This window comes from Arcicella sp. (assembly GCF_964672035.1).
This window is the reverse complement of record NZ_CBABQS010000064.1, coordinates 1-20,757: the sequence shown is the minus strand read 5'-3', so window position 1 is coordinate 20,757 and position 20,757 is coordinate 1. Positions and strand designations below refer to the sequence as shown.

At 35.6% G+C, this 20,757-nt stretch carries 19 protein-coding genes; 9 read left to right on the top strand and 10 right to left on the bottom strand.

Annotated elements, in window-relative coordinates; all coding sequences use genetic code 11:
- Positions 1-198: 198 nt before the first annotated feature.
- The 5 genes from AC1W31_RS15495 to AC1W31_RS15475 all read right to left on the bottom strand — a co-directional run bounded on the left by AC1W31_RS15495 (position 199) and on the right by AC1W31_RS15475 (position 7,526).
- Positions 199-912: a LytR/AlgR family response regulator transcription factor gene (locus AC1W31_RS15495; RefSeq protein ID WP_481735386.1), complete on the bottom strand. Its 714-nt coding sequence runs from the start codon at positions 910-912 to the stop codon at positions 199-201.
- Positions 913-927: 15 nt separating this feature from the next.
- The gene (locus AC1W31_RS15490; protein ID WP_481735385.1) at positions 928-1,953 is read right to left on the bottom strand and encodes a sensor histidine kinase; all 1,026 of its coding nucleotides are present in this window, start codon (positions 1,951-1,953) and stop codon (positions 928-930) included.
- Between the two features lie 163 nt (positions 1,954-2,116).
- The gene (gene infB / locus AC1W31_RS15485) at positions 2,117-5,554 is read right to left on the bottom strand and encodes a translation initiation factor IF-2 (protein WP_481735384.1); all 3,438 of its coding nucleotides are present in this window, start codon (positions 5,552-5,554) and stop codon (positions 2,117-2,119) included.
- Between the two features lie 134 nt (positions 5,555-5,688).
- The gene (gene nusA, locus AC1W31_RS15480; protein ID WP_481735383.1) at positions 5,689-6,936 is read right to left on the bottom strand and encodes a transcription termination factor NusA; all 1,248 of its coding nucleotides are present in this window, start codon (positions 6,934-6,936) and stop codon (positions 5,689-5,691) included.
- Between the two features lie 116 nt (positions 6,937-7,052).
- Positions 7,053-7,526: a ribosome maturation factor RimP gene (locus AC1W31_RS15475; protein WP_481735382.1), complete on the bottom strand. Its 474-nt coding sequence runs from the start codon at positions 7,524-7,526 to the stop codon at positions 7,053-7,055.
- 277 nt (positions 7,527-7,803) lie between these two features.
- Between AC1W31_RS15475 and AC1W31_RS15470 the strand changes: the two genes are divergently transcribed.
- Entirely contained in the window at positions 7,804-8,067 is a 264-nt protein-coding gene (locus tag AC1W31_RS15470; RefSeq protein ID WP_481735381.1) for a hypothetical protein, read from the top strand.
- 152 nt (positions 8,068-8,219) lie between these two features.
- Here AC1W31_RS15470 and AC1W31_RS15465 read toward each other — a convergent pair whose 3' ends face one another.
- Positions 8,220-9,551 (bottom strand): aspartyl protease family protein, encoded by a 1,332-nt coding sequence (locus AC1W31_RS15465; protein WP_481735380.1) that lies wholly within the window; start codon positions 9,549-9,551, stop codon positions 8,220-8,222.
- Positions 9,552-9,738: 187 nt separating this feature from the next.
- Between AC1W31_RS15465 and AC1W31_RS15460 the strand changes: the two genes are divergently transcribed.
- Positions 9,739-10,230, top strand: coding sequence for a hypothetical protein (locus tag AC1W31_RS15460; protein WP_481735379.1), 492 nt, complete (start codon positions 9,739-9,741; stop codon positions 10,228-10,230).
- Positions 10,231-10,463: 233 nt separating this feature from the next.
- Positions 10,464-11,225 carry a triose-phosphate isomerase gene (gene tpiA / locus AC1W31_RS15455; protein ID WP_481735378.1) on the top strand — a complete coding sequence of 254 codons (762 nt, stop codon included), beginning with the start codon at positions 10,464-10,466 and terminating at the stop codon, positions 11,223-11,225.
- An 89-nt stretch (positions 11,226-11,314) separates the two neighbouring features.
- On the opposite strand, the gene AC1W31_RS15450 is transcribed toward tpiA, so the two are convergent.
- A complete protein-coding gene (locus tag AC1W31_RS15450) occupies positions 11,315-12,382 on the bottom strand; it encodes an endonuclease/exonuclease/phosphatase family protein (RefSeq protein ID WP_481735377.1) in 1,068 nt (355 codons plus the stop codon).
- A gap of 178 nt (positions 12,383-12,560) precedes the next feature.
- Between AC1W31_RS15450 and rpmB the strand changes: the two genes are divergently transcribed.
- The 6 genes from rpmB to AC1W31_RS15420 all read left to right on the top strand — a co-directional run bounded on the left by rpmB (position 12,561) and on the right by AC1W31_RS15420 (position 16,300).
- On the top strand, positions 12,561-12,800 hold the full coding sequence (gene rpmB / locus AC1W31_RS15445) for a 50S ribosomal protein L28 (protein ID WP_481735376.1): 240 nt from the start codon (positions 12,561-12,563) through the stop codon (positions 12,798-12,800).
- 252 nt (positions 12,801-13,052) lie between these two features.
- A complete protein-coding gene (locus AC1W31_RS15440) occupies positions 13,053-13,190 on the top strand; it encodes a hypothetical protein (RefSeq protein WP_481735375.1) in 138 nt (45 codons plus the stop codon).
- A gap of 340 nt (positions 13,191-13,530) precedes the next feature.
- Positions 13,531-13,842, top strand: coding sequence for a rhodanese-like domain-containing protein (locus AC1W31_RS15435; RefSeq protein WP_481735374.1), 312 nt, complete (start codon positions 13,531-13,533; stop codon positions 13,840-13,842).
- A gap of 46 nt (positions 13,843-13,888) precedes the next feature.
- On the top strand, positions 13,889-14,254 hold the full coding sequence (locus AC1W31_RS15430) for a DUF3471 domain-containing protein (protein ID WP_481735373.1): 366 nt from the start codon (positions 13,889-13,891) through the stop codon (positions 14,252-14,254).
- 150 nt (positions 14,255-14,404) lie between these two features.
- Positions 14,405-14,746, top strand: a complete 342-nt coding sequence (locus tag AC1W31_RS15425) for a hypothetical protein (RefSeq protein ID WP_481735372.1) — start codon at positions 14,405-14,407, stop codon at positions 14,744-14,746.
- 141 nt (positions 14,747-14,887) lie between these two features.
- The gene (locus AC1W31_RS15420) at positions 14,888-16,300 is read left to right on the top strand and encodes a tetratricopeptide repeat protein (protein ID WP_481735371.1); all 1,413 of its coding nucleotides are present in this window, start codon (positions 14,888-14,890) and stop codon (positions 16,298-16,300) included.
- A gap of 67 nt (positions 16,301-16,367) precedes the next feature.
- Here AC1W31_RS15420 and AC1W31_RS15415 read toward each other — a convergent pair whose 3' ends face one another.
- From AC1W31_RS15415 to AC1W31_RS15405, 3 genes are all read right to left on the bottom strand, one after another.
- Positions 16,368-16,982 (bottom strand): inorganic pyrophosphatase, encoded by a 615-nt coding sequence (locus tag AC1W31_RS15415; RefSeq protein WP_481735393.1) that lies wholly within the window; start codon positions 16,980-16,982, stop codon positions 16,368-16,370.
- A 210-nt stretch (positions 16,983-17,192) separates the two neighbouring features.
- Complete coding sequence (locus tag AC1W31_RS15410) at positions 17,193-19,256, bottom strand: hypothetical protein (protein ID WP_481735370.1); 2,064 nt, start codon at positions 19,254-19,256, stop codon at positions 17,193-17,195.
- Between the two features lie 89 nt (positions 19,257-19,345).
- Positions 19,346-20,470, bottom strand: coding sequence for a hypothetical protein (locus tag AC1W31_RS15405; RefSeq protein ID WP_481735369.1), 1,125 nt, complete (start codon positions 20,468-20,470; stop codon positions 19,346-19,348).
- Positions 20,471-20,757: the final 287 nt, after the last annotated feature.

The window sequence follows — 20,757 nt, the reverse complement described above, 5'->3', positions numbered from 1 at the left end:
AATACTCAAGAAGAGAAAGGGATTTTCTACGGATAATACGTAAAATTGAAGTTAAATATTGTTAAAATAATGTTTAGCTTTGAGTTGTGAGCAATGAGATTTTGAAAAGTTGCAGAAGCGCATCTTGAAATCGTTTTAATTTTATGAATTGAAATGGTCACATAAACTTATTGCTCAAAACTCATTGCTCAAAGCTAATTATTGTCCAATCAACTTAAAAAATTCCTCCGAATAGCTTTCACTAATTGGAATTTGGGCAGCCCCAATTTTTATTTTCAGATTTCGAATAGATTCTATTTTATCTAGTGAAACAATGAATGATTTATGCACACGAAAAAATTCGGAAGATGGCAATTTTTCCTCGATTGCTTTCATCGTCATGCGAGTTACAACAATTTTATTAGAAGAATTAAGATGAATTTTAACGTAATCTTTCAATCCTTCGATAAAATTAATCTCATCCGTTTTTATTTTAACTAACGAATAATCAGCATTAACGAATATCGTAGAATTTTTAGGTTCGTCGGCAGGTTCAATTATGAGGCTTTTTTGCTTTAAATTATGTAATGTATATGCTTTGTTGACGGCTTTCAAAAAACGCTCAAAGTCGATTGGTTTTAATAAATAGTCAATCACATTCAAGTTAAACCCTTCTAAGGCATATTGTTTATAAGCCGTCACAAAAATCACCATTGGGCTATTTGGTAGGCTTTGCAAAAATTGCACACCCGTAATTCCTGGCATTTGAATGTCTAAGAAAATTAGGTCAATTTCCTGATTTTGAAGCACTTCCATCGCTTCGAAAGGGTTTTTGCACCGTTTCACAAGATTCAAGAAGGGTACTTTATGGATATTGTCCTCAATCAAATCAAGGGCAAGATTTTCGTCATCGACGGCTATACAGTTGAGCATTTTTTATTACTTAATTTATCCAATTACCAATTTAATTACATAAACATCATCTTCATTTTTAATGGTAAGTTGGTGATTATCAGGATATAATAATTCTAATCTCCGCTTTACATTATTCAATCCAATGCCTGATGCACTATCCTTTACCTCCTTGAATTGTCGGTTTACTTTATTTTTGACTTCAAAAATTAAACGGCCGTTTTCAGTACGCAAATTAATATCAATCGTTGGGTTTAGAATCATTCCTACCCCATGTTTAAACGCATTTTCTACGAAAGGTATCAACAACATTGGCTCAATAGATTGCGATTCATCCAAATGATTATCGCTAAAATTTATCTCAATATCATCCCCAAAACGCAGTTGTTGCAGTTCAATATATGCTCTTAAATATTGGCTTTCACGATCAATCGTAACTTTGGCATCGTCTGATTCGTACAACATATAACGCATCAAATCGGAAAGTTTCACTACCACAGGCTCAACCCTTTCAGGTTTTCTACGAGACAATGAAACGATACTATTCAACACATTAAAAATAAAGTGTGGACTAATCTGTGAACGTAAAAAAGATAATTCTGATTTCAATTTCTCCGTTTCCTGTTCCTTTTTTTCTTGCTCGCTCTTCAAATTATTCGAAATAAGTCGATAAGCCGTACTGATTGCCAAGAAAAATAATAATTGAAAAGTTGGTCCAGTGCGTGGAACGTACTGATTTTTAAAAAATAAGAATGCAATTAAAGAATTAAACAGAAATATTAAAACAATCAAACCCAATGCAGTTATTAAATAAGCCCAAATTCTTTTTTTTTGAAAGACATTGGGTATTAATATCTCACTGTTGATATAGAAAAAAGGGATATTAATAAAGGCAAAAAAAGCAAAAAATTGGGTAACAGTTAATCCTTTTTCATATTGAATTTTGGGAGCCCCTGGTACCATAGGTGCAGGTGCTAAGAGAAACGGCAAAGCCAACACAAAAGCCCAAAAGGCAAAGTGCAAGAAAATGATTTGATATTTTGGCAGTGTGGTCGGTTGCATTGGAATGATTTTTTTACAAATCTAACGAATTTAGGCTTTCAGAAAAATAGATTCGTACGTGCAATTCATTTCTGCCGACCATTCGAGTTTTTTAGGCGATATAAATACAAAAAGGGTTTCTGAAATATTCCAGACCCCCTTTTTGATATCAAGAAACCCCTCTTTACAAAGTACGTTTCAATTCTTTCATTTCGTAACATTCAACTACATCGCCAATTTCAATATCGTTGAAATTCTTGATTGATAGACCACATTCGTAGCCAAATTTAACACTCGCTACATCGTCTTTGAAACGTTTTAAGGCTGAAATCTCTCCTTCGTGAACTACCACGAAATCACGAATAATACGAATTTTATCCGAACGTTTCACCGTTCCATCCAATACGTAAGAACCTGCAACCGTTCCAACTTTCGTAATTTTGTAAACCTCACGAACTTCAATATTTGCCGTAACAACTTCCTCAAATTTAGGCGCTAATAAGCCTTCCATCGCATCACGAACATCATCAATTGCTTGGTAGATGATTGAATAAGTACGTATTTCGATTTGCTCATTCTCTGCCAAACGGCGGGCGTTTGTACTTGGACGAACTTGGAATGCCACAATCACCGCATCGGAAGCCGAAGCTAACAATACATCTGATTCTGAAACTTGTCCAACTCCTTTGTGGATAATTCTTACTTGTACTTCTTCGGTTGATAGTTTCAATAATGAATCCGATAAGGCTTCTACTGAACCATCCACGTCACCTTTCACAATTACGTTCAATTCTTTGAAAGTACCAATTGCCTTACGACGACCAATCTCTTCCAACGTAATGTGCTTACGAGTACGTAATGATTGTTCACGGATAATTTGTTCACGTTTGTTGGCAATTTCACGTGCATCACGCTCATTTTCCATTACGCTCAATTTATCACCCGCTGCTGGCGCTCCACCCAAACCTAATACTTGTACTGGAATTGATGGACCAGCTTCTTTTAATTTATTTCCACGATAATCGAACATTGCTTTCACACGTCCGTAGTGAGCTCCTGCGAGCATCATATCGCCAACTTTCAAAGTTCCAGCTTGTACCAAAATATTAGCAACGTATCCACGACCTTTATCCAATGAGGCTTCAACAACCGTACCGATGGCACGTTTATTAGCATTGGCTTTCAAGTCTAACATTTCTGCTTCGAGCAATACTTTTTCTAACAATTCATTAACCCCCGCTCCTGATTTAGAAGAAATCTCTTGCGTTTGATATTTACCACCCCATTCTTCAACAAGAATGTTTTTGATAGATAATTGTTCACGAATTTTCTCCGTATTTGCACCTGGCTTATCTACTTTCGAGAAGGCAAACACAATTGGCACACCTGCAACCATTGCGTGATTGATAGCTTCTTCCGTTTGTGGCATCACCGCATCATCCGCTGCAATTACGATAATGGCAACGTCAGTTACTTTCGCCCCCCTTGCACGCATGGCTGTAAAGGCTTCGTGACCAGGCGTATCTAAGAATGTTACTCTTCTACCATCATCTTGTTTCACAGAGTATGCTCCAATATGTTGGGTGATACCCCCTGCTTCACCTGCTGCAACTTTCGCACGACGGATATAATCAAGTAAAGATGTTTTACCATGATCCACGTGACCCATAATCGTTACGATTGGGGCTCTTGGTAATAAATCTTCTGGTGAATCTGGTTCGTCTGGAACTGATGAATCAATTTCTTCTTCGGCTGATACAAATTGTACTTCAAAACCGAATTCTTCCGTAATCAAAGCGATTACATCAGCTTCAAGGCGTTGATTTATCGAAATGAACATACCCAAACTCATACAAGCCGAGATAACTTCATTAATCGAAACATCCATCATCGAAGCCAATTCAGAAGCTGAAATATATTCAGTTACCTTTAATACTTTTGCTTCTTCGTCTTCCGCTAATTGACGTTGTTCATTTCTATCAGCACGGAATTTACGTTTTTCACGACGTTCCTTCGCTCCAAAGTTCGACTTATTAGACTGTCCTTGCAGACGAGCCATTGTTGCCTTAATTTGGTCTTGAATTTGCTTTTCAGTTACTTCGCCTTTTGGAATTGGTTTAGCTCCAGGAGTTGTGTTTGTATTCGCACCACCTTTATTACCTTTATAATTAGGACTATGTCCAGTTCTGTGGTTATTGCTATTACCGCCTCCACCTTGTCCTGGCGTAGTATTTCTCGTCCCAGTTCCAGGAGTGACTACTGGTTTTGGTGCATTTGGATCAACTGGAGCGCCATCCTTTTTCGGACGAGGCACCCCTCTTTCATTACGAATTTCAGTTTCTGTAACTTTTGCTCCACCAGGCTTATCAATACGTTTCCGTTTCTTCTTGTTATTATTATTATTGTTATTGCGGTTGTTCCCACCACGTGGTGTTTCAACGGGTAATTCAATCTTACCCAAAACTTTCAATCCTCGCAATTGCTCGCCTTTTGCTTCGATTAATTCAACTGATGAAGTATCGTCAGGAATGGCATCATTACGACCCAATTTCTGAACTTTATTATCGACTGGTTGAGCTGGCTTTTGATTGTTTTGAATACTACCAACGCCAATAGGAGTTCCAATAGCTTGACGACTTGGAAGGACTTGATTAATTCCTCCTTGTGGTCTTATTGGTTGATTATTATCTCTATTTTGTGATCTTGGACTGTTATTTCCTTGACCTCCACCTTGTTGTCTGTTTGGGTTTTGGCTATTATTTCCCTGACCTCCACCTTGTGGTCTGTTTGGATTCTGGTTATTATTTCCCTGACCTCCACCTTGTGGTCTGTTTGGATTCTGGCTATTATTACCTTGTCCTCCACCTTGTGGTCTTGGTTGATTTTGGTTATTTTGCTGCTGAATTTTAGGAGCATCAACAACAGGTTTCGTAGCTTCTACGACTACTGGTTTTGGTACTTCTATTTTCACTTGCTCAACGATTTTTGGTGTTTCTACCACTACTGATTTCGCCTCTTCAATCTTAACAGGCTCTACGATTTTTGGTATTTCTACCTTTGATGTTTCTATCACTACTGGTTTCACCTCTTCCACCTTCACGGGCTCAACGGCTTTTGGTGCTATTGCTGGTTTCACCTCTTCGACCTTCACAGACTCTACGGTTTTTGGTACTTCTACCACCGCTGCTGGCTTTACTGGAATAACATTTCCTTTAGCGTCCAAATCCATTTTACCCACTACCTTGAAAGGAACCTCAGCTTTCACTTCAATTTTTTCAGGTTCTACTGCCTTTTCAACGCTCGGTGCTTCCGTAACAACTGCAACTGATTCAGTTTTTGGTGCATTACGTGAATACAAAGGCATATAATCATCGTCCTGTCTTTTTACAGGGACAAAAACTTCTTCCTCCGAAGCCTTTTGATTGGCAGGAGAAGATTCTTGCAAAAGACCGCTTGCCCCAAATTCCTTGGCAACGATTTTTAGTTGTTCAAAATTTAACTTAGCGTTGGGATTGTTCTCGACCTTATGACCCTGCACAGAAAGCTTTTGCACGATGGTTGAGGTACCCACGCCAATTTGCTTTGCCACAAGGCTCAAACGCATCATTTTGTCTTCTGTCATACTTGTTAATTGATACTTTTCTATAATGTTATTTGTTGTAATTGTGTATTAGAGTGACTGAGCCGAAGGAATTGGGTGGGAAAACTAAATGGTCGATACACTCAGTCACTCTATCACACAATTACTTTTTAAACTTATTCAAACTCGGAACGTAGGATTGTTAAAATGTCGTTCACCGTTTCTTCTTCAAGTTCAGTACGGCGAATTAATTCTTCGCTGTCCAATGCCAGAACTTGTTTGGCAGTATCCAAACCGATTTTGTGTAATTCAAGAATCACCCAGTCTTCGATTTCATCAGAGAATTCTGTTAAGTCCACGTCTTCATCGTCCACCTCTGATTCTTTAATATCACGGTAAACGTCTAATTCATAACCTACTAACTTCCCTGCTAACTTAATGTTTTGCCCACCCTTACCAATTGCCAGTGACACTTGGTCTGGTTGTAAATACACCGCAATGCGTTTTTTCTCTTTATCAATCTTCATCGAACTCACTTTGGCAGGGCTTAAAGCACGACCCACTAAAAGTTCAAGATTTTCCGTATAATTTATAACGTCAATGTTCTCATTTTGTAGCTCACGAACAATTCCGTGAATACGAGAACCTTTCATACCTACACACGCACCCACTGGGTCAATACGGTCATCATACGATTCTACGGCTACTTTTGCACGCTCGCCAGGCTCACGTACAATTTTACGAATCATGATTTGACCATCATAAATCTCTGGTATTTCTTGTTCAAACAAACGTTCCAAAAACACAGGAGAAGTTCTCGAGAGAATAATCTTCGGTGTTCCATTGTTCATGTCTACTTTGTGGATAACCGCTTTCACAGCCTCACCTTTCTTAAAACGGTCTTTCTGGATCATCTCTGATTTTGGAAGCGTCAATTCATTACCTTCACTGTCAGTGATAATAAATTCTTTTCCAATAATCTGATACACATCACCCGAAACCATTTCACCAACCAAATCCTTATATTTCTCAAAAAGACCTTCTTTTTCTAAATCTTTAACTTTTTGAATAAGTGTTTGGCGAGCCGTCTGGACGATTCTACGACCAAAGTCTTCTAATTTTACTAATTCTGCTACTTCTTCGCCAATTTCGAAATCTGGTTCAATTTTCTTGGCTTCTTCCAAAGGTATTTTATCGTAGTCCCAAATGTCTTCTGAATTATCATCAACGATTTCACGAGTACGCCACATTTCTAAGTCACCACTATCGGGATTGATAATAACATCAAAATTTTCATCTGTTCCGTATCTCTTACGAATCATGGTGCGGAAAACTTCATCCAGCACTTTTATCATCGTTGGGCGATCAATGTTTTTTTCTTTTGCAAAGTCGGCAAACGACGAAATTAATTCTGCACTATTCATCTTTTCATAATTTTAAATGAAAGTTGGCTATTAGTTATTGGTTAGTTACTGGTTATTGGCTTGCAGTTCAATCTGAATTCCTAATTCCTAACCCTTAATCCCTAATCCCTGATTCATTATTTAAACGATATTTGTACTTTGGCTTGTTGAATATTCCCAAAAGGAATGTTTACACTTTCGATGGGTACAACTTTTTTGCCTTTTGATTTCTTTAGTTCTTCTTTGAAAACGATTTCTTCATCAGTTACGTTCTCTAATGCGCCAATTTTCTCTCCACCTTCCAGTAATTGCAATTTCAAATTTCTGCCAATATTTTTTGCATATTGACGTTTCAAAAGAAGTGGTTGATCAATGCCTGGCGAAGATACTTCCAGATTATATGCGTCTTTTATCAATTCATTTGTTTCGATAAAATGGGCCAATCTTCGACTAATGGAAGCACATTCTTCAATTTTAATACCTTCATCGGTATCTAAAAGTATGGTAATTGTTTGGCGAATTTTGCCTTCTCCCACTTTCACTTCGACAATAAAAATTCTATCGTCTTCCAGATATGGTTGAAGCAATTCGGTTATTTGTTCTTTGGTCATTCAATTTTCGTAGCACAGACTTCAGTCTGTCTGTTCGTCCGCTTTACAGACTAAAGTCTGTGCTACGGAACTCAAATTTAGAAAACAAAAAAGAGGGATTTACGACCCCTCTTCCTTTAAATTCTTCCGCAAAATTAATGAATTTCTTATCAAAAAACAAGTATTTTGAGGGGGATTAAATATAAAAACCTGATTTCTATGAATTTGCATAAATAAAAGGGTTAAAATGCTGAAAATTACAAAAGAATAGTATATTTGAGATATAAATAACACACTTATGTCAATAATAAAATTAAAATCAGAATTTCATAAACTCATTGGTAGTATTGAAAATGAGGCTCGTTTGCAGGATTTATATGATTCTGTGACTTTTTATTTAGGACAAGATTTAACTTTCGTTATTGAAAATTCTCATGCTTTCAAAATAAGTTGGACTGACAACCCCAAAGAAAATATTAACGATATTACTAATTATTTGTTTAAGGAATGGACATTTGAGGTAGCCGGAGAATTTACTAACAATCTTATTGACCAAGCATAAAGGCTTGAGAAAATGCCATTTATGGGAAAAGAACATCCTGAATTAGATGCTGTTAGAAAACTAACGGTTCTTCCACACAATATTATTTTTTATACAATTTTGAGAAACGAAATAATAATTTTAAAGGTGTTAGACTCACGAAAAAAATAATCTCATATTAACCTCCGCAAATTAATGGTTGCAAAAAATATTTTCCCTTCTCTTTTCATAATTAAATTAATATTTTTCCCTTCTCCTTTTTGAAATAATTTATAAATTTCGCTAATCGTAATCTCTTTAGAAGACTTATTGTTGATAAACATCATACGGTCGCCCTGCAAAAGACCCGCATCTTCAGCGGGTGAATGTTCGAGAACTCTATCAACGGTATATTCATGATAATCATCTCCTTTTGCCATGAGTTCAATCCCACTCATATTGTGTTCAAAGGGTTCTTTCATACGGCGGTTGATGGGCTTCAAAACAATGTATTGGTCACGATAATTAAACGTTATTTTAAATCTCCGCAAAAACTCACAACCGATATTTCCTTGACGTTCAATTAACTCCATCCCTTTGATGCGATACGAAGAACTGTCGGGAAAGGAAGCCACTAAGTTTTTCATTTCAAATTTTCCTAATCTCAATTTAGAAATTCTCCCTAAACTTCCATTAATAATACCGCTCAAACCACGCCCTAACTGTGCTTTTACCACCTTTTCGGGCATTGGAATGCCATTGTAGCGGTTGGCATCAATAGAGATGGCATGACCTGCTCCTGTATCTAACACTACTTTTAAGGGTAAATTTTGTTTATCATTAATCAATTCAACCGTACTCAGATAAGGCTTATTTTCTTCAATAGTTATCGGGAATCGTTGTCCTTTTTGGGGTTTGTATTTATAATGTTCAGGATTTTCAAGGATGATTTCATTGGTTCCGAAATCAATCGTTACAGTAAAACGATTAAAGATTTCATAACCAATAATACCATGAACTGGACTACCCACAAACTCACTCAATTTGAGTACATCTTCTTTCAAAACAACTAAATTCTGGCGGTAACCAATCATATCGCCCATCGTAATGGTATTGTCCAACACAATTCCTGCTTCAATATCCGTTCCTTCCCCTGCGCCAGAGATTTTAACATTACGAGCAAATTTCATGAATTGCTTTTTGGCAATTTCAGGGTCGGTAATTAAAATTGAACTTACGCCAGTATCTAAAATAAAACGTAAAGTGTCTGAGTTATTGACTTTTACGGGTACTATTACTAAATTTGCTTGAAATTCAAACGGTATTCTTGTTATCTTCCGCCTTTTAGCAAGCTGAAATCCAAATCTTTCGTCAGAAACAGGCTTTAATTTTACCGTCTTAGCAGTCGGCGTGACCTCTATTTCGAGGTTCGAAATTACTTGCCTTTCGGGTATTTTTCCCTCTTGCCCATAATTAAAATATGGAATTGCCAAGAGTAGGATTATTTTTAACCAAGAGCGTTTCATGTGTGTTTGAAAATTTTTTTTTCAAATTTGATTGAATTTTAGTTGATTGACAGAATGATATTTCCTGCCAACGAAATATCTACTATTTTCACTCTAAGATAGGTAAATTTTTATAAATATTCAAATATATTGTATTAATTTTCAAATACTTGTCTCAAAATTGCATAAATCTTAACCCAAAAAAATCATGTCCACCGTTCTCCGTAAAGTAAGTATTATTTTGACGTTAGCCCTACTGGTTAGCTCGTGTGTAAGCCAAAAACAATACACTGATTTAGTCAAAGATAAAGATCGTCTTGATGTAAATGTTGAGCGTTCTCATAAAGAAATCAGAGAACTGAAAGAGGTAAAACTCACCTTAGAAGACCAGATAAAGGCTAAAAATGTGGAAATCACAAAATTAGAGCAGCAGGTTAATATTTTTAAACGCCAAAATGAAGAAATAGGGTCTAAATTTAATATGTTAGACGAACAAATGAAAAAAATGACGGTTGATTTAGAAGCAAAAAAATCTGAAAGTGCCTCATTAATAGCCAGTTATGAACAAAAAATTACTGAATTGCAAATTGCCAATGCCGCTATGGGGGCTCGTTCATCTTCCCGTAGCAAAGCATTAGCGGCTCGAAAAGCAAAAATAAGAAAAGCAAAAGTTGCTTTACCAGCCGCTTTGAAAATATAAGTATTTGTTATTTATTACTGGTCATTAGAAAGAGATAGCAATCAGTTATCTCTTTTTTTTTATCAGGTAAATTATTGATAATCAAATACTTATTTTTCAATAAAAGATTAAAAACTATTAACAAATAGACAATTATTATCGCCGCAACCGCTAATAAATAACTAATAACTTGACCCTAAATTGGGAATTAAAGATTGCCATTCTTAATTTTACAAAAACTAATCAAGTATAAAATGAGAAAGAAAATTGTTGCAGGAAACTGGAAAATGAACAAGTCGATGGAAGAAGCCATGATTTTGGCATCGGAAGTTGTTCACATGGTGAAAGATGAAGTTAATTCTGAGGTTCAAGTTATTATCGCACCACCAGCCCTCTATTTAACCACTTTACAAAAACATACTGAGCCGGTTGCCAACATGGGAATTGCCGCTCAAAACTGCTCAAATAAGGCTTCTGGTGCTTATACAGGTGAAATTTCAGCTTCGATGTTGAAATCAATCGGGGTTACACACGTGCTTGTTGGACACTCAGAACGTCGTCAGTATTTCAATGAAACTAACGAACAATTAACAGAGAAAGTGAATATCGTTTTAGAAAATGGCATGACACCTATTTTCTGTTGTGGTGAATCTTTGGAACAACGTCAGGCCGAAGGTTTCTTTGAATTTGTGGCATCACAATTAACGGATAGCCTTTTTCACCTTTCAGCAGAAGATTTTGGTAAAGTTGTGATTGCCTACGAACCTATCTGGGCGATTGGCACGGGCTTAACCGCATCATCTACTCAGGCACAAGAAATGCACGCTTATTTGAGAGGCCATTTAACGACAAAATATGGTCAAAATGTTGCGGACGAAACTTCGATTTTATACGGTGGAAGTTGTAACGAAAAGAATGCTGAAGAAATATTCTCTCAACCAGATGTGGACGGAGGATTAATCGGTGGAGCATCTTTGAAGTCTCGTGAGTTTACGAATATTGCGAAATCGTTTTAAAGATTAGGGATTAGGGATTAGGGATTAGGGAAAATCTATTTTCAAGTTTTAGAGTTCTTCATGCTGAAAATATTTTACCTAATCCCCAATTACCTAATATCATACCTTCCCAAAATTGGATAATGGTCAGAAAGTTTTACATTGTTAAAAGTCTTAAAATCAAGCACTTTAATTGATTCTGAACAAAATTGATTGTCTATTCTCACAATTCTTGGGCTTCGGTTCAAAGTAAACCCAAAGCCATTCCCTGCTTCTTCAAAGGCATTTTTTAGCCTGTCTCTAATACTTCCATAGGCATTTCCGTAGGGCGTTTCATTGAAATCTCCGCAGAGAATTACAGGATATGGACTATCATTAATAAGTCTTTTGATGGGTTCAATTTCTTCGGAATGTTGTTCAAACCCTCTTTTAAGGGATGAAATAATGCCTTTCCCCTCCTTTTTTGCCTCCTCATAAGCCTCCCCTTTCATTTCACTAACAACTTTATTTACCCTAATTCCCATTGATTGCAATTGGATATTGATGACCCTAATAGTATCCTTCTTTCGGGCAATATCCGCCATCAAATAGCCGTTGGCATTACTCCGTCCGAAAGTCTTTCCATCACGATTAATGATGGGATAGGCTGAGAAAATAATCAAGCCTATCATACCAGGATTCCACTTTTCTTTATTACTAACGAAATAAGGAGTTTCTTTCAACATGGGTATTAAACTCTGAAAGTTTTCATTATCATCTACATTATAAAATTCCTGAAAACACTTTATATCTGCTTCATAATCAATGCAATAAGATATTAATTTCTTAGTTTTTTCAATATTGTTATTATCCCCATAAAAACCAAAAACATTGTAACTAAAAACAGATAAGGAGTTTGTAGCTCGTTGTGGGTCTTTGAAGGCAATTGTACGTTTGATAAATGGGTAACCTAAAGCCAAAATCAAGATGGGCAAAATAGCTCTGGCAGGACGTATAAAAAGCCATGTGAAGGCAATAATAAAGCATCCCAACATGGCAAATGGAAGGCTCATCATCACAAATCCTGCCGACCAATGGTCAAGCACGAGTGTGTAAGAAAACAAGTACGTTATCAATGTGTAAATACACACGGGCAAACTCGTAAGCCAAAGCAAGGACGTGGCAATTGTTTTGAACATATATAATCCTAATGATTAGTTTTGGCAAATGTAAGGATTTTATTGATTTTATTTCCTTAATAAATTGTATCGTTAAGAATTAATTCCTAATTTTGCAGTCCGTTTCAGAAAGAACTGAAAATTAAGTCTATTATATCGCCTTAAAAGCGATTTTACATAACTAAAATAAAGAGTAATCATGGCTAAGGTTTGTCAATTAACAGGAAGAAAAACACAAGTAGGAAATAATGTATCACACGCTAACAATAAAACGAAGCGTAAATTTTTCCCTAATCTTCACACAAAGAAATTCTTTTTAGAGTCGGAAGGCGTTTGGGTACAATTAAAAGTATCTGGAAAAGCAATCCGTACTATCAACAAAAATGGCTTAGAAGCCTCTTTAGTTGCTGCTGCTCGCAGAGGAACTTTGACTTTGTAATCCTGAGCTCATAAAAATATTAAGAACCTTCTCAACGTTGTTGGGGAGGTTTTTGCGTGTATATTCAAATTTAATTTTTGAAATTATCAATATCAAATGCTGAGTGTTGAAGTTGATATAGTTGGATTTCGTTGTTTACTTTGAAATTGATAATTGAACATTGGAAATTAATTTTAAAATTTTGAACTGAATAAATATGCTCTCTTCCTCCGAAAAAAATCGTTATCAAAAACATTTATTACTTCCACAAATATGATTAGAAGGGCAAATAAAGCTAAAAAATGCGAAAGTCTTGGTAGTCTTACGGCTCGGTACCTCATTAATGACTACTGTGTAAAACTCAATAAACCCTTTGTGTACGGAGCAATTTATCAATTTGAGGAACAATAAGTGTCTCCCTTTAATTTTAAGGATACAAACGGCCATTTGAGTCCTACTTATCGCTGTCTTTTCCCCTAACAACCTTCTGAGTTAGAAATTCCAAATTGTGCTACGATTGGGGTGTATTAGGAATTCTGCCTGGAATGTTAGGAATGTACCAAGCCAACGAAGTAATTAAAATGATTACGGGCATTGGCACGGTGTTGAGTGGATAACTTTTGCTGGTAGATTTATTGGAAAATACCTCCCAAAAAATAAAAGTGAACCGCAGAAAAAATGCCGAAAAAATAATATTTCCATTAAGAGAAATAAACAAAAAACAACTAATAATCAAGAAATTAAAAAATCAATGACGGTTCAAGAGTTACACCAAAGGATAGAAAAACAGGAAAATATTTTTATTTTGGATGTTAGAATTTTGAATGAATATGAAACTTGTCGAATTGAAAATACAGTTTTGATTCCGATGAGTAATATTCCGACCAATATAAAACACATTCCGAAGGATAAAATGGTGGTCGTTTATTGCCATCATGGCTTTAGGTCGGCAAGTGTGATTGAGTATTTATCTCAAAATCATGGTTTTACGAATTTGCAAAATCTCACGGGTGGCATTAATGCGTGGGCGAATGAAATAGATGAAACCATGCCAGTTTATTAAAAATTATGACATTTTTAAATAACTCAAAATAATCAGACGAAATAGCATGAAAAAAATTATTCTTATTGCCTTGTGTATCGGTATTTACACAACGCTTTCGGCAAAGTCAACCCCCATCAAAAAGTCGATTTTTCAGAAACAAATCGTTGCTGATAGCTTGGATGAATACCTCGGAGAATATAAAATGAAAGAGTATTTTTCGGTTTATAAAATTACAAAAGATGGGGGTTTCCTATATGGCGAAGCTGATAGTTACGGAAACAACAAATTACTCAAACAAAAAGACGTTGATATGTATATTTCCACCAGTTCTTATGGTTCAACTATCATCTTTACCCGGGATGCGACAACCAAAAAAGTAACGGGAATTAAGATGATTTTACAAGGAAATGAAGTGATTGGCACCAAGTAAACATTCATAATTTTATCTGTCAAAATGTTCCAAAGCTTGTTTTCACAAATCTTTGGAACATTTTTTGTTTATAACCTCTAAGATGGTTAAATTCGTATTTGAATAATTATCCGTTAATTAGACCATTAATAAACTTAATTCCTGATTCTAATGAAATCCACAACTAAAAAACAGCAATCTAATGATGACTTTAGCATCATTGAAAGAATTCACTGGGATTCATTTGCTTATATTGCAAGGTTATCCATGATGGCTTTATTATTATTATTTTCAACGAGTTTATTGCTACATTTCAATACGTTTTCAATGATAAGTAATAACCAACAAGTTCCCGTCAAAAAAGTAGTTATTACTGCTAAAAAAAGCACCTCTTCTAAGGTAGTGAAAGGCAAATTAAAAAGTAAGAAGCGTAAAAAAAATAACGTAGCTAAAAAAGATTCACTTCAAGACATAGACCCTACTTCTACCAGTTCACCTTTATACAAAAACTAACTTTTCCTTTATTTGCTGGTTCAAAATCGCTATTTTAAATCCGAAATGTTTTAAAATTCCAGTAATAATTATGTAGCATAAACATTTTAACTAATCTTAATGACCCTTTACTAAAAACTAATTTATTATTCCAACTCAATTATGAAAAAACTATTCCTTATCCTTCTTCTGGGAATGTTTGTGTGGGCAACAGGCATCGCACAAACACAAGATTTGAATTCAGCCCTTAAATTTATCAAAGCTGGTAACACTTTACGAGAAGTAAAACAATATGACCAATCTGAAGAATACCTCAATAGAGCCCTAAATATTGTTAGAAATAAAGACAAATATTGGGAAGCGGCGGCTTATGAAAACTTGGGTTTCTTGTACCGTGACCAAGAAAATATTTTAGAGGCTTCCAGAAATTTTGTTAAAGCCATTGAAATTTATCACACCTTGAAAATGACAATGAGCGAAAAAGCGCTGACTCAATTAATTGGTGGATTAAAAGATTCTGAAGAACTTTTTGCTGGCATTGATATTGGCTCGAAAGGCGTTAAATTAAGCATCATTGGGGTTACGGTTTCAGCTAAAAAAGGCTTGACGTATAGTCTCAAGAAAAGTATGTCAATCAATACTGAGCCAAGCGCATTATCAGCAGCGGCTATCAAAGAAACGGCTATGGCTGTGAAAGATTTAATTGATACGGCAACGGTTAGAAACTCAGTAGTTGCGGACCGGCTTTTTGTGGTAATGAGTAGTGGTTTGAAGCAAGCAACAGACAAAGCCCCTGGCAAAGAAGCCGAATTAATGGCAGCTATTAGAGATGCCGTTAAAAATCCTAATCAGAAAATTGATGTAATTTCATTCGAAGATGAAGCAAAATACGGTGCTTTATCCATGATTGTTCCTGAATTGCATTTATCATCTTCAATTATGGATATTGGTGGTGGAAATGTTAAAGGAGGTTATTTATTGAATCGTTCTAAGTTTGAAGCAGTCAACTTTCCGTATGGCACAAAAGCATTCGGTAAAATCGTAAAAACGAAATATCCAGATACCGATTTGAAAGGTTACATTGCTGGCGTTGACGCTGAAATTGCACCAATTCGTGAGGAAATCGCCATCGAAATGAATCGAAGAGTAGGTTTAAAAAACCGTAAAAATATATATTTATTGGGAGGAATTGCATTCGTGATGAACACATTATTACATCCTGAACGTGCCGCTATTATTGGTCGCCCAGTAGAAGTTACGTTAGATGATGTGAAGAAATTTCGTCAAATGTCCGTGTCCAATTATGAAGAATTGATTACACCTGATTTTGGCAAAATTGCCGATCCAATTGCCAGACAAATTGCAGAAGAAGATGTAAAATTAATTACCACAAAATTATATAACAATCAGGACATTATTGCGGGAGCAACTATTCTGGAAACTGTGATGAAAGAATATACCCGTGATGGCGTTCAGAAACGTTTTTACTTTATTAAAGGTGGTGACGTAGGTTGGATTTCTGGATACGTTTTTAAACTTATTTCTGACGATTATTTGGTGAAGAAAGAATTGTAATTAATTGATAATGGACAATTGATAATGGACAGTAAATAATTGTTCATTATCAATTGCCAATTAATAATTATCCTACCAAATTTCGATAATCTTCTCTTGATTTCAGAATTACTTCGTGTGCTTCTGCTGCTCCGTAAACGGCATCAATATCAACTGCCACTTTTTCTTCGCCTGGAATGTTTTTATATGTCAAAAAGTAATGAACCAAACGGTCAATAATTGCTTTTGGACAATCATTCATATCCGTCCAACTTCCATACATTGAATCACCTTTCAACACGGCAATAATTTTATCATCCGCTTCACCTTTATCAATCATTCGGATGCCCCCAATCGGAATTGCTTGACAAATAATATCTCCGTGCGTAATGGTTCTTTCAGATAATACTAAAATATCTAAAGGGTCACCGTCGCCTTTTTCAATGTTTTTTCCTGATTTTTCACGAGCAAATTCTGCGGTATTTTCGCCACAATACGTCTGTGGAACAAAACCATAAAGGGCAGGAACAATGTTAGAAAATTTCTGGGGACGGTCAATTTTTAAATAACCCGTTTCTTTATCAATTTCATATTTAACCGTATCCGTGGGCACAATTTCAATGAATGCTGTTACAATTTTAGGCATCTCATCTCCAATCTGAATTCCGTGCCATGGATGTGCTTTATAAAAATTTCTTTGCATACTTATTTGCGGATAAAAAGTAGGTGAAAGAACCTTGACAATTTCTTTTGCCTTTGCCTTTGGCTTCTTTACTTTCACAGACTTTCGCATCACTTTAAGGTTTTAGTTTATAATTATTAAATAAAATTCTTGAAATATTTCAACACAATACTTCTTAGATGAATTTAAAAGATAAAGTTACTTAAAATTGTACAATTCATACGTTATCTTTTAAAAATGTATTCTTAACTGTAATTTTATCTCAGACCGATGAGAAAGTGAAATTTCTTCTAAGCCCGAACTAAAAATACCGCCATCAAACAAATCCGTTCTTGCCCAACGTACCCAAACATCTATGTTACGAGTACATTTGTACTGTGCCATCAGATAATGCCTAATTCCGTGCTGATAGTAGGCAGGAAAAGTAAAAGCGTATAACACATCTTGTTCATAGAAATACTGTCTGTTATCGTAATCATCAGTTTTAAAAAATGCTAACCGACTCGAAAATGACAGCTTTCCGAGGTCTGCGTTGATATCTTGAGCAATGGCAAATCCTTGCGTAAAGTCCTGATCATCAAATTTATACGTACTGTACGAAGCACGGGTTTGAATATTCCAAACCTTTGAAATTTTATAATCTACATTGGCAATAAATACCCGCCGAGTTCTATCTCGAACCACCGTAATTTCACGGATTTTTTCTTTACCTTTATCAAAATAGCTTTCGGTGATTTTAGTATTTTCTTCCTTATTTTCTTGTCTGAATTGGAAAAAAACTTGCAAGGTTTTACTGGGTTGATACGTAATTCTCCCCAAAAAATCAAAACCCGAGGTAGGTTGTTTGTCTACTAAATATCGATACCAAGGGAATTGAAAATAATCGAAATATCCTGCAACCGACCAAGTTTTATTTAAAGCGTGCTTTACGCCTAAATACAAACCCGTTTCATTAATATTCCTTGAGTTTTCAGAAAAGCCATTGGCATAAAAACTATGAAAATCACGGTCATATTTTCGGAATAAAACCGAGAAATCCGTGCGTTTTCCAAGACTTCCTAATACTCCTGAAACTACTCCAATTCCCCCACTTGAAGAGCGAGTAATTTCTCCAAAAAAATTAAGATTTTGATAATTATAACTGTAATGAAGCCCCGTCAACAAATTTTCAGTACCCGAAAATTCGTACAAATTATAATCTTTCTCCGCTTTTCGAATTGGCTTTCCAAAATTAGTTTTCAGCGCCGTAAACCCTACTTGTAGCGTATTAGTCTTGTTTTTATAAGAGATATCCGTACCAAAATTTTCTTCTAATAAACGGGATTGGTCAGCTATTTCTGAGGCAGTTCGATGCAATCCAGAAGTTTGTAATGAAGAAGCATATTCTAAATTTGTGGCTTTGTCTTGCACCAAATTTGCATCTCTTTTGATGCGTGAATAAAAGCCAATAACATCAAATTTCCCTAACTCGTAAGTAGTGGCGGCACCTCTGAAAAAGTTATTTTCTAAAGTAGAAGTATAAGGACGAACACCTAACTGATTTCTGCGAGTTGTCAGCACCGTTTCAGAACCTTTTCCAATGTAAAATCCCGCCGACGACACTAAGCCCTGCCCCAATTGGAGTTGATAATCTCCCAAGGTAATATTCTTCCAATGTCTCTTATTTTGAAAATTTAGGTGAAACGATTTAAAATCAGTTAATTGGCTTTCTCCTTCATCTTTTTCGAGGGTGAAACCCAACGTGAAATCTTTTTGGGAATACATTTTATAGCGAGCATATAGCTTAAAAGGCGATCCTTCATAGCGAACTTTACTCCGTGAATCAGGTTCTGAAAAACCTTTTTTTGTTTCTAAAATTTGGGCGTATCGTAATAATAAATATTGATTAGAACCACCAAATCCATCCATTAAGGTACCCAAAGAAAGTCCGTCAGATTTAACGGCAACGAAAGGAATAAGTTTATAAATGGTACGTAAATCAAAATCTGGAATGGATTGTAATTCATAGATTGACAACAAGTTTCCTGCCTTTTGACGATAAGTAAAGAAAGCATTTAATTGCTTTTCGGAAAGTACATAAATCGAAGCTAATTGTTCACGAGTAGCATTATTTAGGTCGATTGGATTGAGGTAATTTTGGTATAATGATTCAAATAAATCCTCATCCACGCCCCCATCAGGATTGCCAACGATGTCTTGAATAAAATTGCGGATATTGATTTCCTTGCGAGGATAATCTTGAGCGTATGTATGAAAAGTACACGCTGACATACATAGGAGTAGTAGTTTTTTCATAAATTATTAATGGTAGTTTTGAACAAAAAAAGCTCATTTTTTCAAATGAGCTTAAATTTATGGAATATTTTTCAATATTTGATAATGCTTTACTGAAATTTTCGCCCCACCACTTCCAAGAAATCATTGGCTTCTTCGGCTGCCATTATCCAATTGTATTTTGGTGCTAATGCCTTGTTCATCAGATTCTTAGCTTCACCAAAATTCAAACAATTATCTAAATCTTCTACGGCTTTATTATACGAATTAATATCTCCATCGAATAATCTGCCGATGAAAACAAACTTTTGATTTAAACTTACACCATCTACAATACTTTTTATCGGGCGACTAAAAGCCAAGTCCGAGAGAGGTGTTGCATTACCAACCATCTCTTTTTTCAATAAATCATTCACCGTTGGCAAATCATCCGTAAAAGTATCATTCAAACGGTCAATTCCTGGCAATTTTACGTTAATGACAGGGCCTTCTTGATCGAATTTTGCTTGTACTTGCGCAACCGTTGGTAGAGGTGTATTTTCGTCATCATCAGGGTCAATATCAAAAAATGATTGTGTCATTTTCATCGACGAACTATCTTCAATAACCTTTTTTGAAGTTGATTTCACTAAATCATCTTTGCGCAAAGGAACAGTTGCCGACAACATTTCCAAATATTTATCTGGGTTTTCAAATTCTCCTTTTTCACTAATCTCATTCAACCATCCCAAAGCGGTAGTTACATAAGTCTTCTCTTCATCACCTAATTTTTCGGATAATGCTTTTGAAACTTGTCCATTAATTTTGGTATATTTTGTTAATTGCGCTAAACGTTCTTTTGTCAAAGTAAAGTCAGGCGAATCACGCACGAAATCATCAAAATGCTTACTTGGGTCTAATAAAAGCACTATCGTTCTACTAACAGCACTTGATAACATCGGTTCAAAATCTTCACGTTTTACCATGATGTGCTGCGAAGCGGTATTCATAAAAGTTTTCAGCGCTGTCTTTACCTGTTCGCTTTCAAAATTAAAGTACGGACTTTTAAATGTCTCAGTATCTGATTTCCAGCGTTCAAAAAGGTCACTTACCACAAACATATTCACCTGAGCAACGCTGCTCAATTTCAATATCTGCTGACCATTTATTGTGGCAGTTCTATTAAAAAAATCATCACATACTTTTGTGGCGTACTGATGTCCGTAGCTTTCGATGGCTGGCAAATCTAACTTCATGCTTTCTGGCAGGGGATTTTAAACTTTAATATTGAAAATGGGGATAGGTCAAAATTACATTAATTCTTTAAGTAGAACGCAAAAACTAAACCAAAGATTTTGAAGAGGGGGAAAATAGTTTATAAAGAAGGGGAAACGGGTACTCTACCCGATGAAAAATTAAGATTAATAAAAAAAGGCTGAAATTTGTAGTTCTCAAGCAACAAAAACAGCCCTTTAATGAAAAATATCATCAGTAGCAAAATTAAAACTTTATTCTCAAAAATCCCTTTAGCCAAGAATTTATC

Coding starts and splice junctions, on each gene's coding strand:
- AC1W31_RS15465 (WP_481735380.1), bottom strand. CDS start 9,551: ATGAAACGCTCTTGGTTAAAAATAATCCTACTCTTGGCAATTCCATAT.
- AC1W31_RS15420 (WP_481735371.1), top strand. CDS start 14,888: ATGAAAAAACTATTCCTTATCCTTCTTCTGGGAATGTTTGTGTGGGCA.
- AC1W31_RS15410 (WP_481735370.1), bottom strand. CDS start 19,256: ATGAAAAAACTACTACTCCTATGTATGTCAGCGTGTACTTTTCATACA.
- AC1W31_RS15415 (WP_481735393.1), bottom strand. CDS start 16,982: ATGCAAAGAAATTTTTATAAAGCACATCCATGGCACGGAATTCAGATT.
- AC1W31_RS15495 (WP_481735386.1), bottom strand. CDS start 912: ATGCTCAACTGTATAGCCGTCGATGACGAAAATCTTGCCCTTGATTTG.
- AC1W31_RS15470 (WP_481735381.1), top strand. CDS start 7,804: ATGTCAATAATAAAATTAAAATCAGAATTTCATAAACTCATTGGTAGT.
- tpiA (WP_481735378.1), top strand. CDS start 10,464: ATGAGAAAGAAAATTGTTGCAGGAAACTGGAAAATGAACAAGTCGATG.
- AC1W31_RS15425 (WP_481735372.1), top strand. CDS start 14,405: ATGAAATCCACAACTAAAAAACAGCAATCTAATGATGACTTTAGCATC.
- AC1W31_RS15430 (WP_481735373.1), top strand. CDS start 13,889: ATGAAAAAAATTATTCTTATTGCCTTGTGTATCGGTATTTACACAACG.
- AC1W31_RS15405 (WP_481735369.1), bottom strand. CDS start 20,470: ATGAAGTTAGATTTGCCAGCCATCGAAAGCTACGGACATCAGTACGCC.
- AC1W31_RS15435 (WP_481735374.1), top strand. CDS start 13,531: ATGACGGTTCAAGAGTTACACCAAAGGATAGAAAAACAGGAAAATATT.
- AC1W31_RS15450 (WP_481735377.1), bottom strand. CDS start 12,382: ATGTTCAAAACAATTGCCACGTCCTTGCTTTGGCTTACGAGTTTGCCC.
- AC1W31_RS15490 (WP_481735385.1), bottom strand. CDS start 1,953: ATGCAACCGACCACACTGCCAAAATATCAAATCATTTTCTTGCACTTT.
- AC1W31_RS15440 (WP_481735375.1), top strand. CDS start 13,053: ATGATTAGAAGGGCAAATAAAGCTAAAAAATGCGAAAGTCTTGGTAGT.
- infB (WP_481735384.1), bottom strand. CDS start 5,554: ATGACAGAAGACAAAATGATGCGTTTGAGCCTTGTGGCAAAGCAAATT.
- AC1W31_RS15475 (WP_481735382.1), bottom strand. CDS start 7,526: ATGACCAAAGAACAAATAACCGAATTGCTTCAACCATATCTGGAAGAC.
- AC1W31_RS15460 (WP_481735379.1), top strand. CDS start 9,739: ATGTCCACCGTTCTCCGTAAAGTAAGTATTATTTTGACGTTAGCCCTA.
- nusA (WP_481735383.1), bottom strand. CDS start 6,936: ATGAATAGTGCAGAATTAATTTCGTCGTTTGCCGACTTTGCAAAAGAA.
- rpmB (WP_481735376.1), top strand. CDS start 12,561: ATGGCTAAGGTTTGTCAATTAACAGGAAGAAAAACACAAGTAGGAAAT.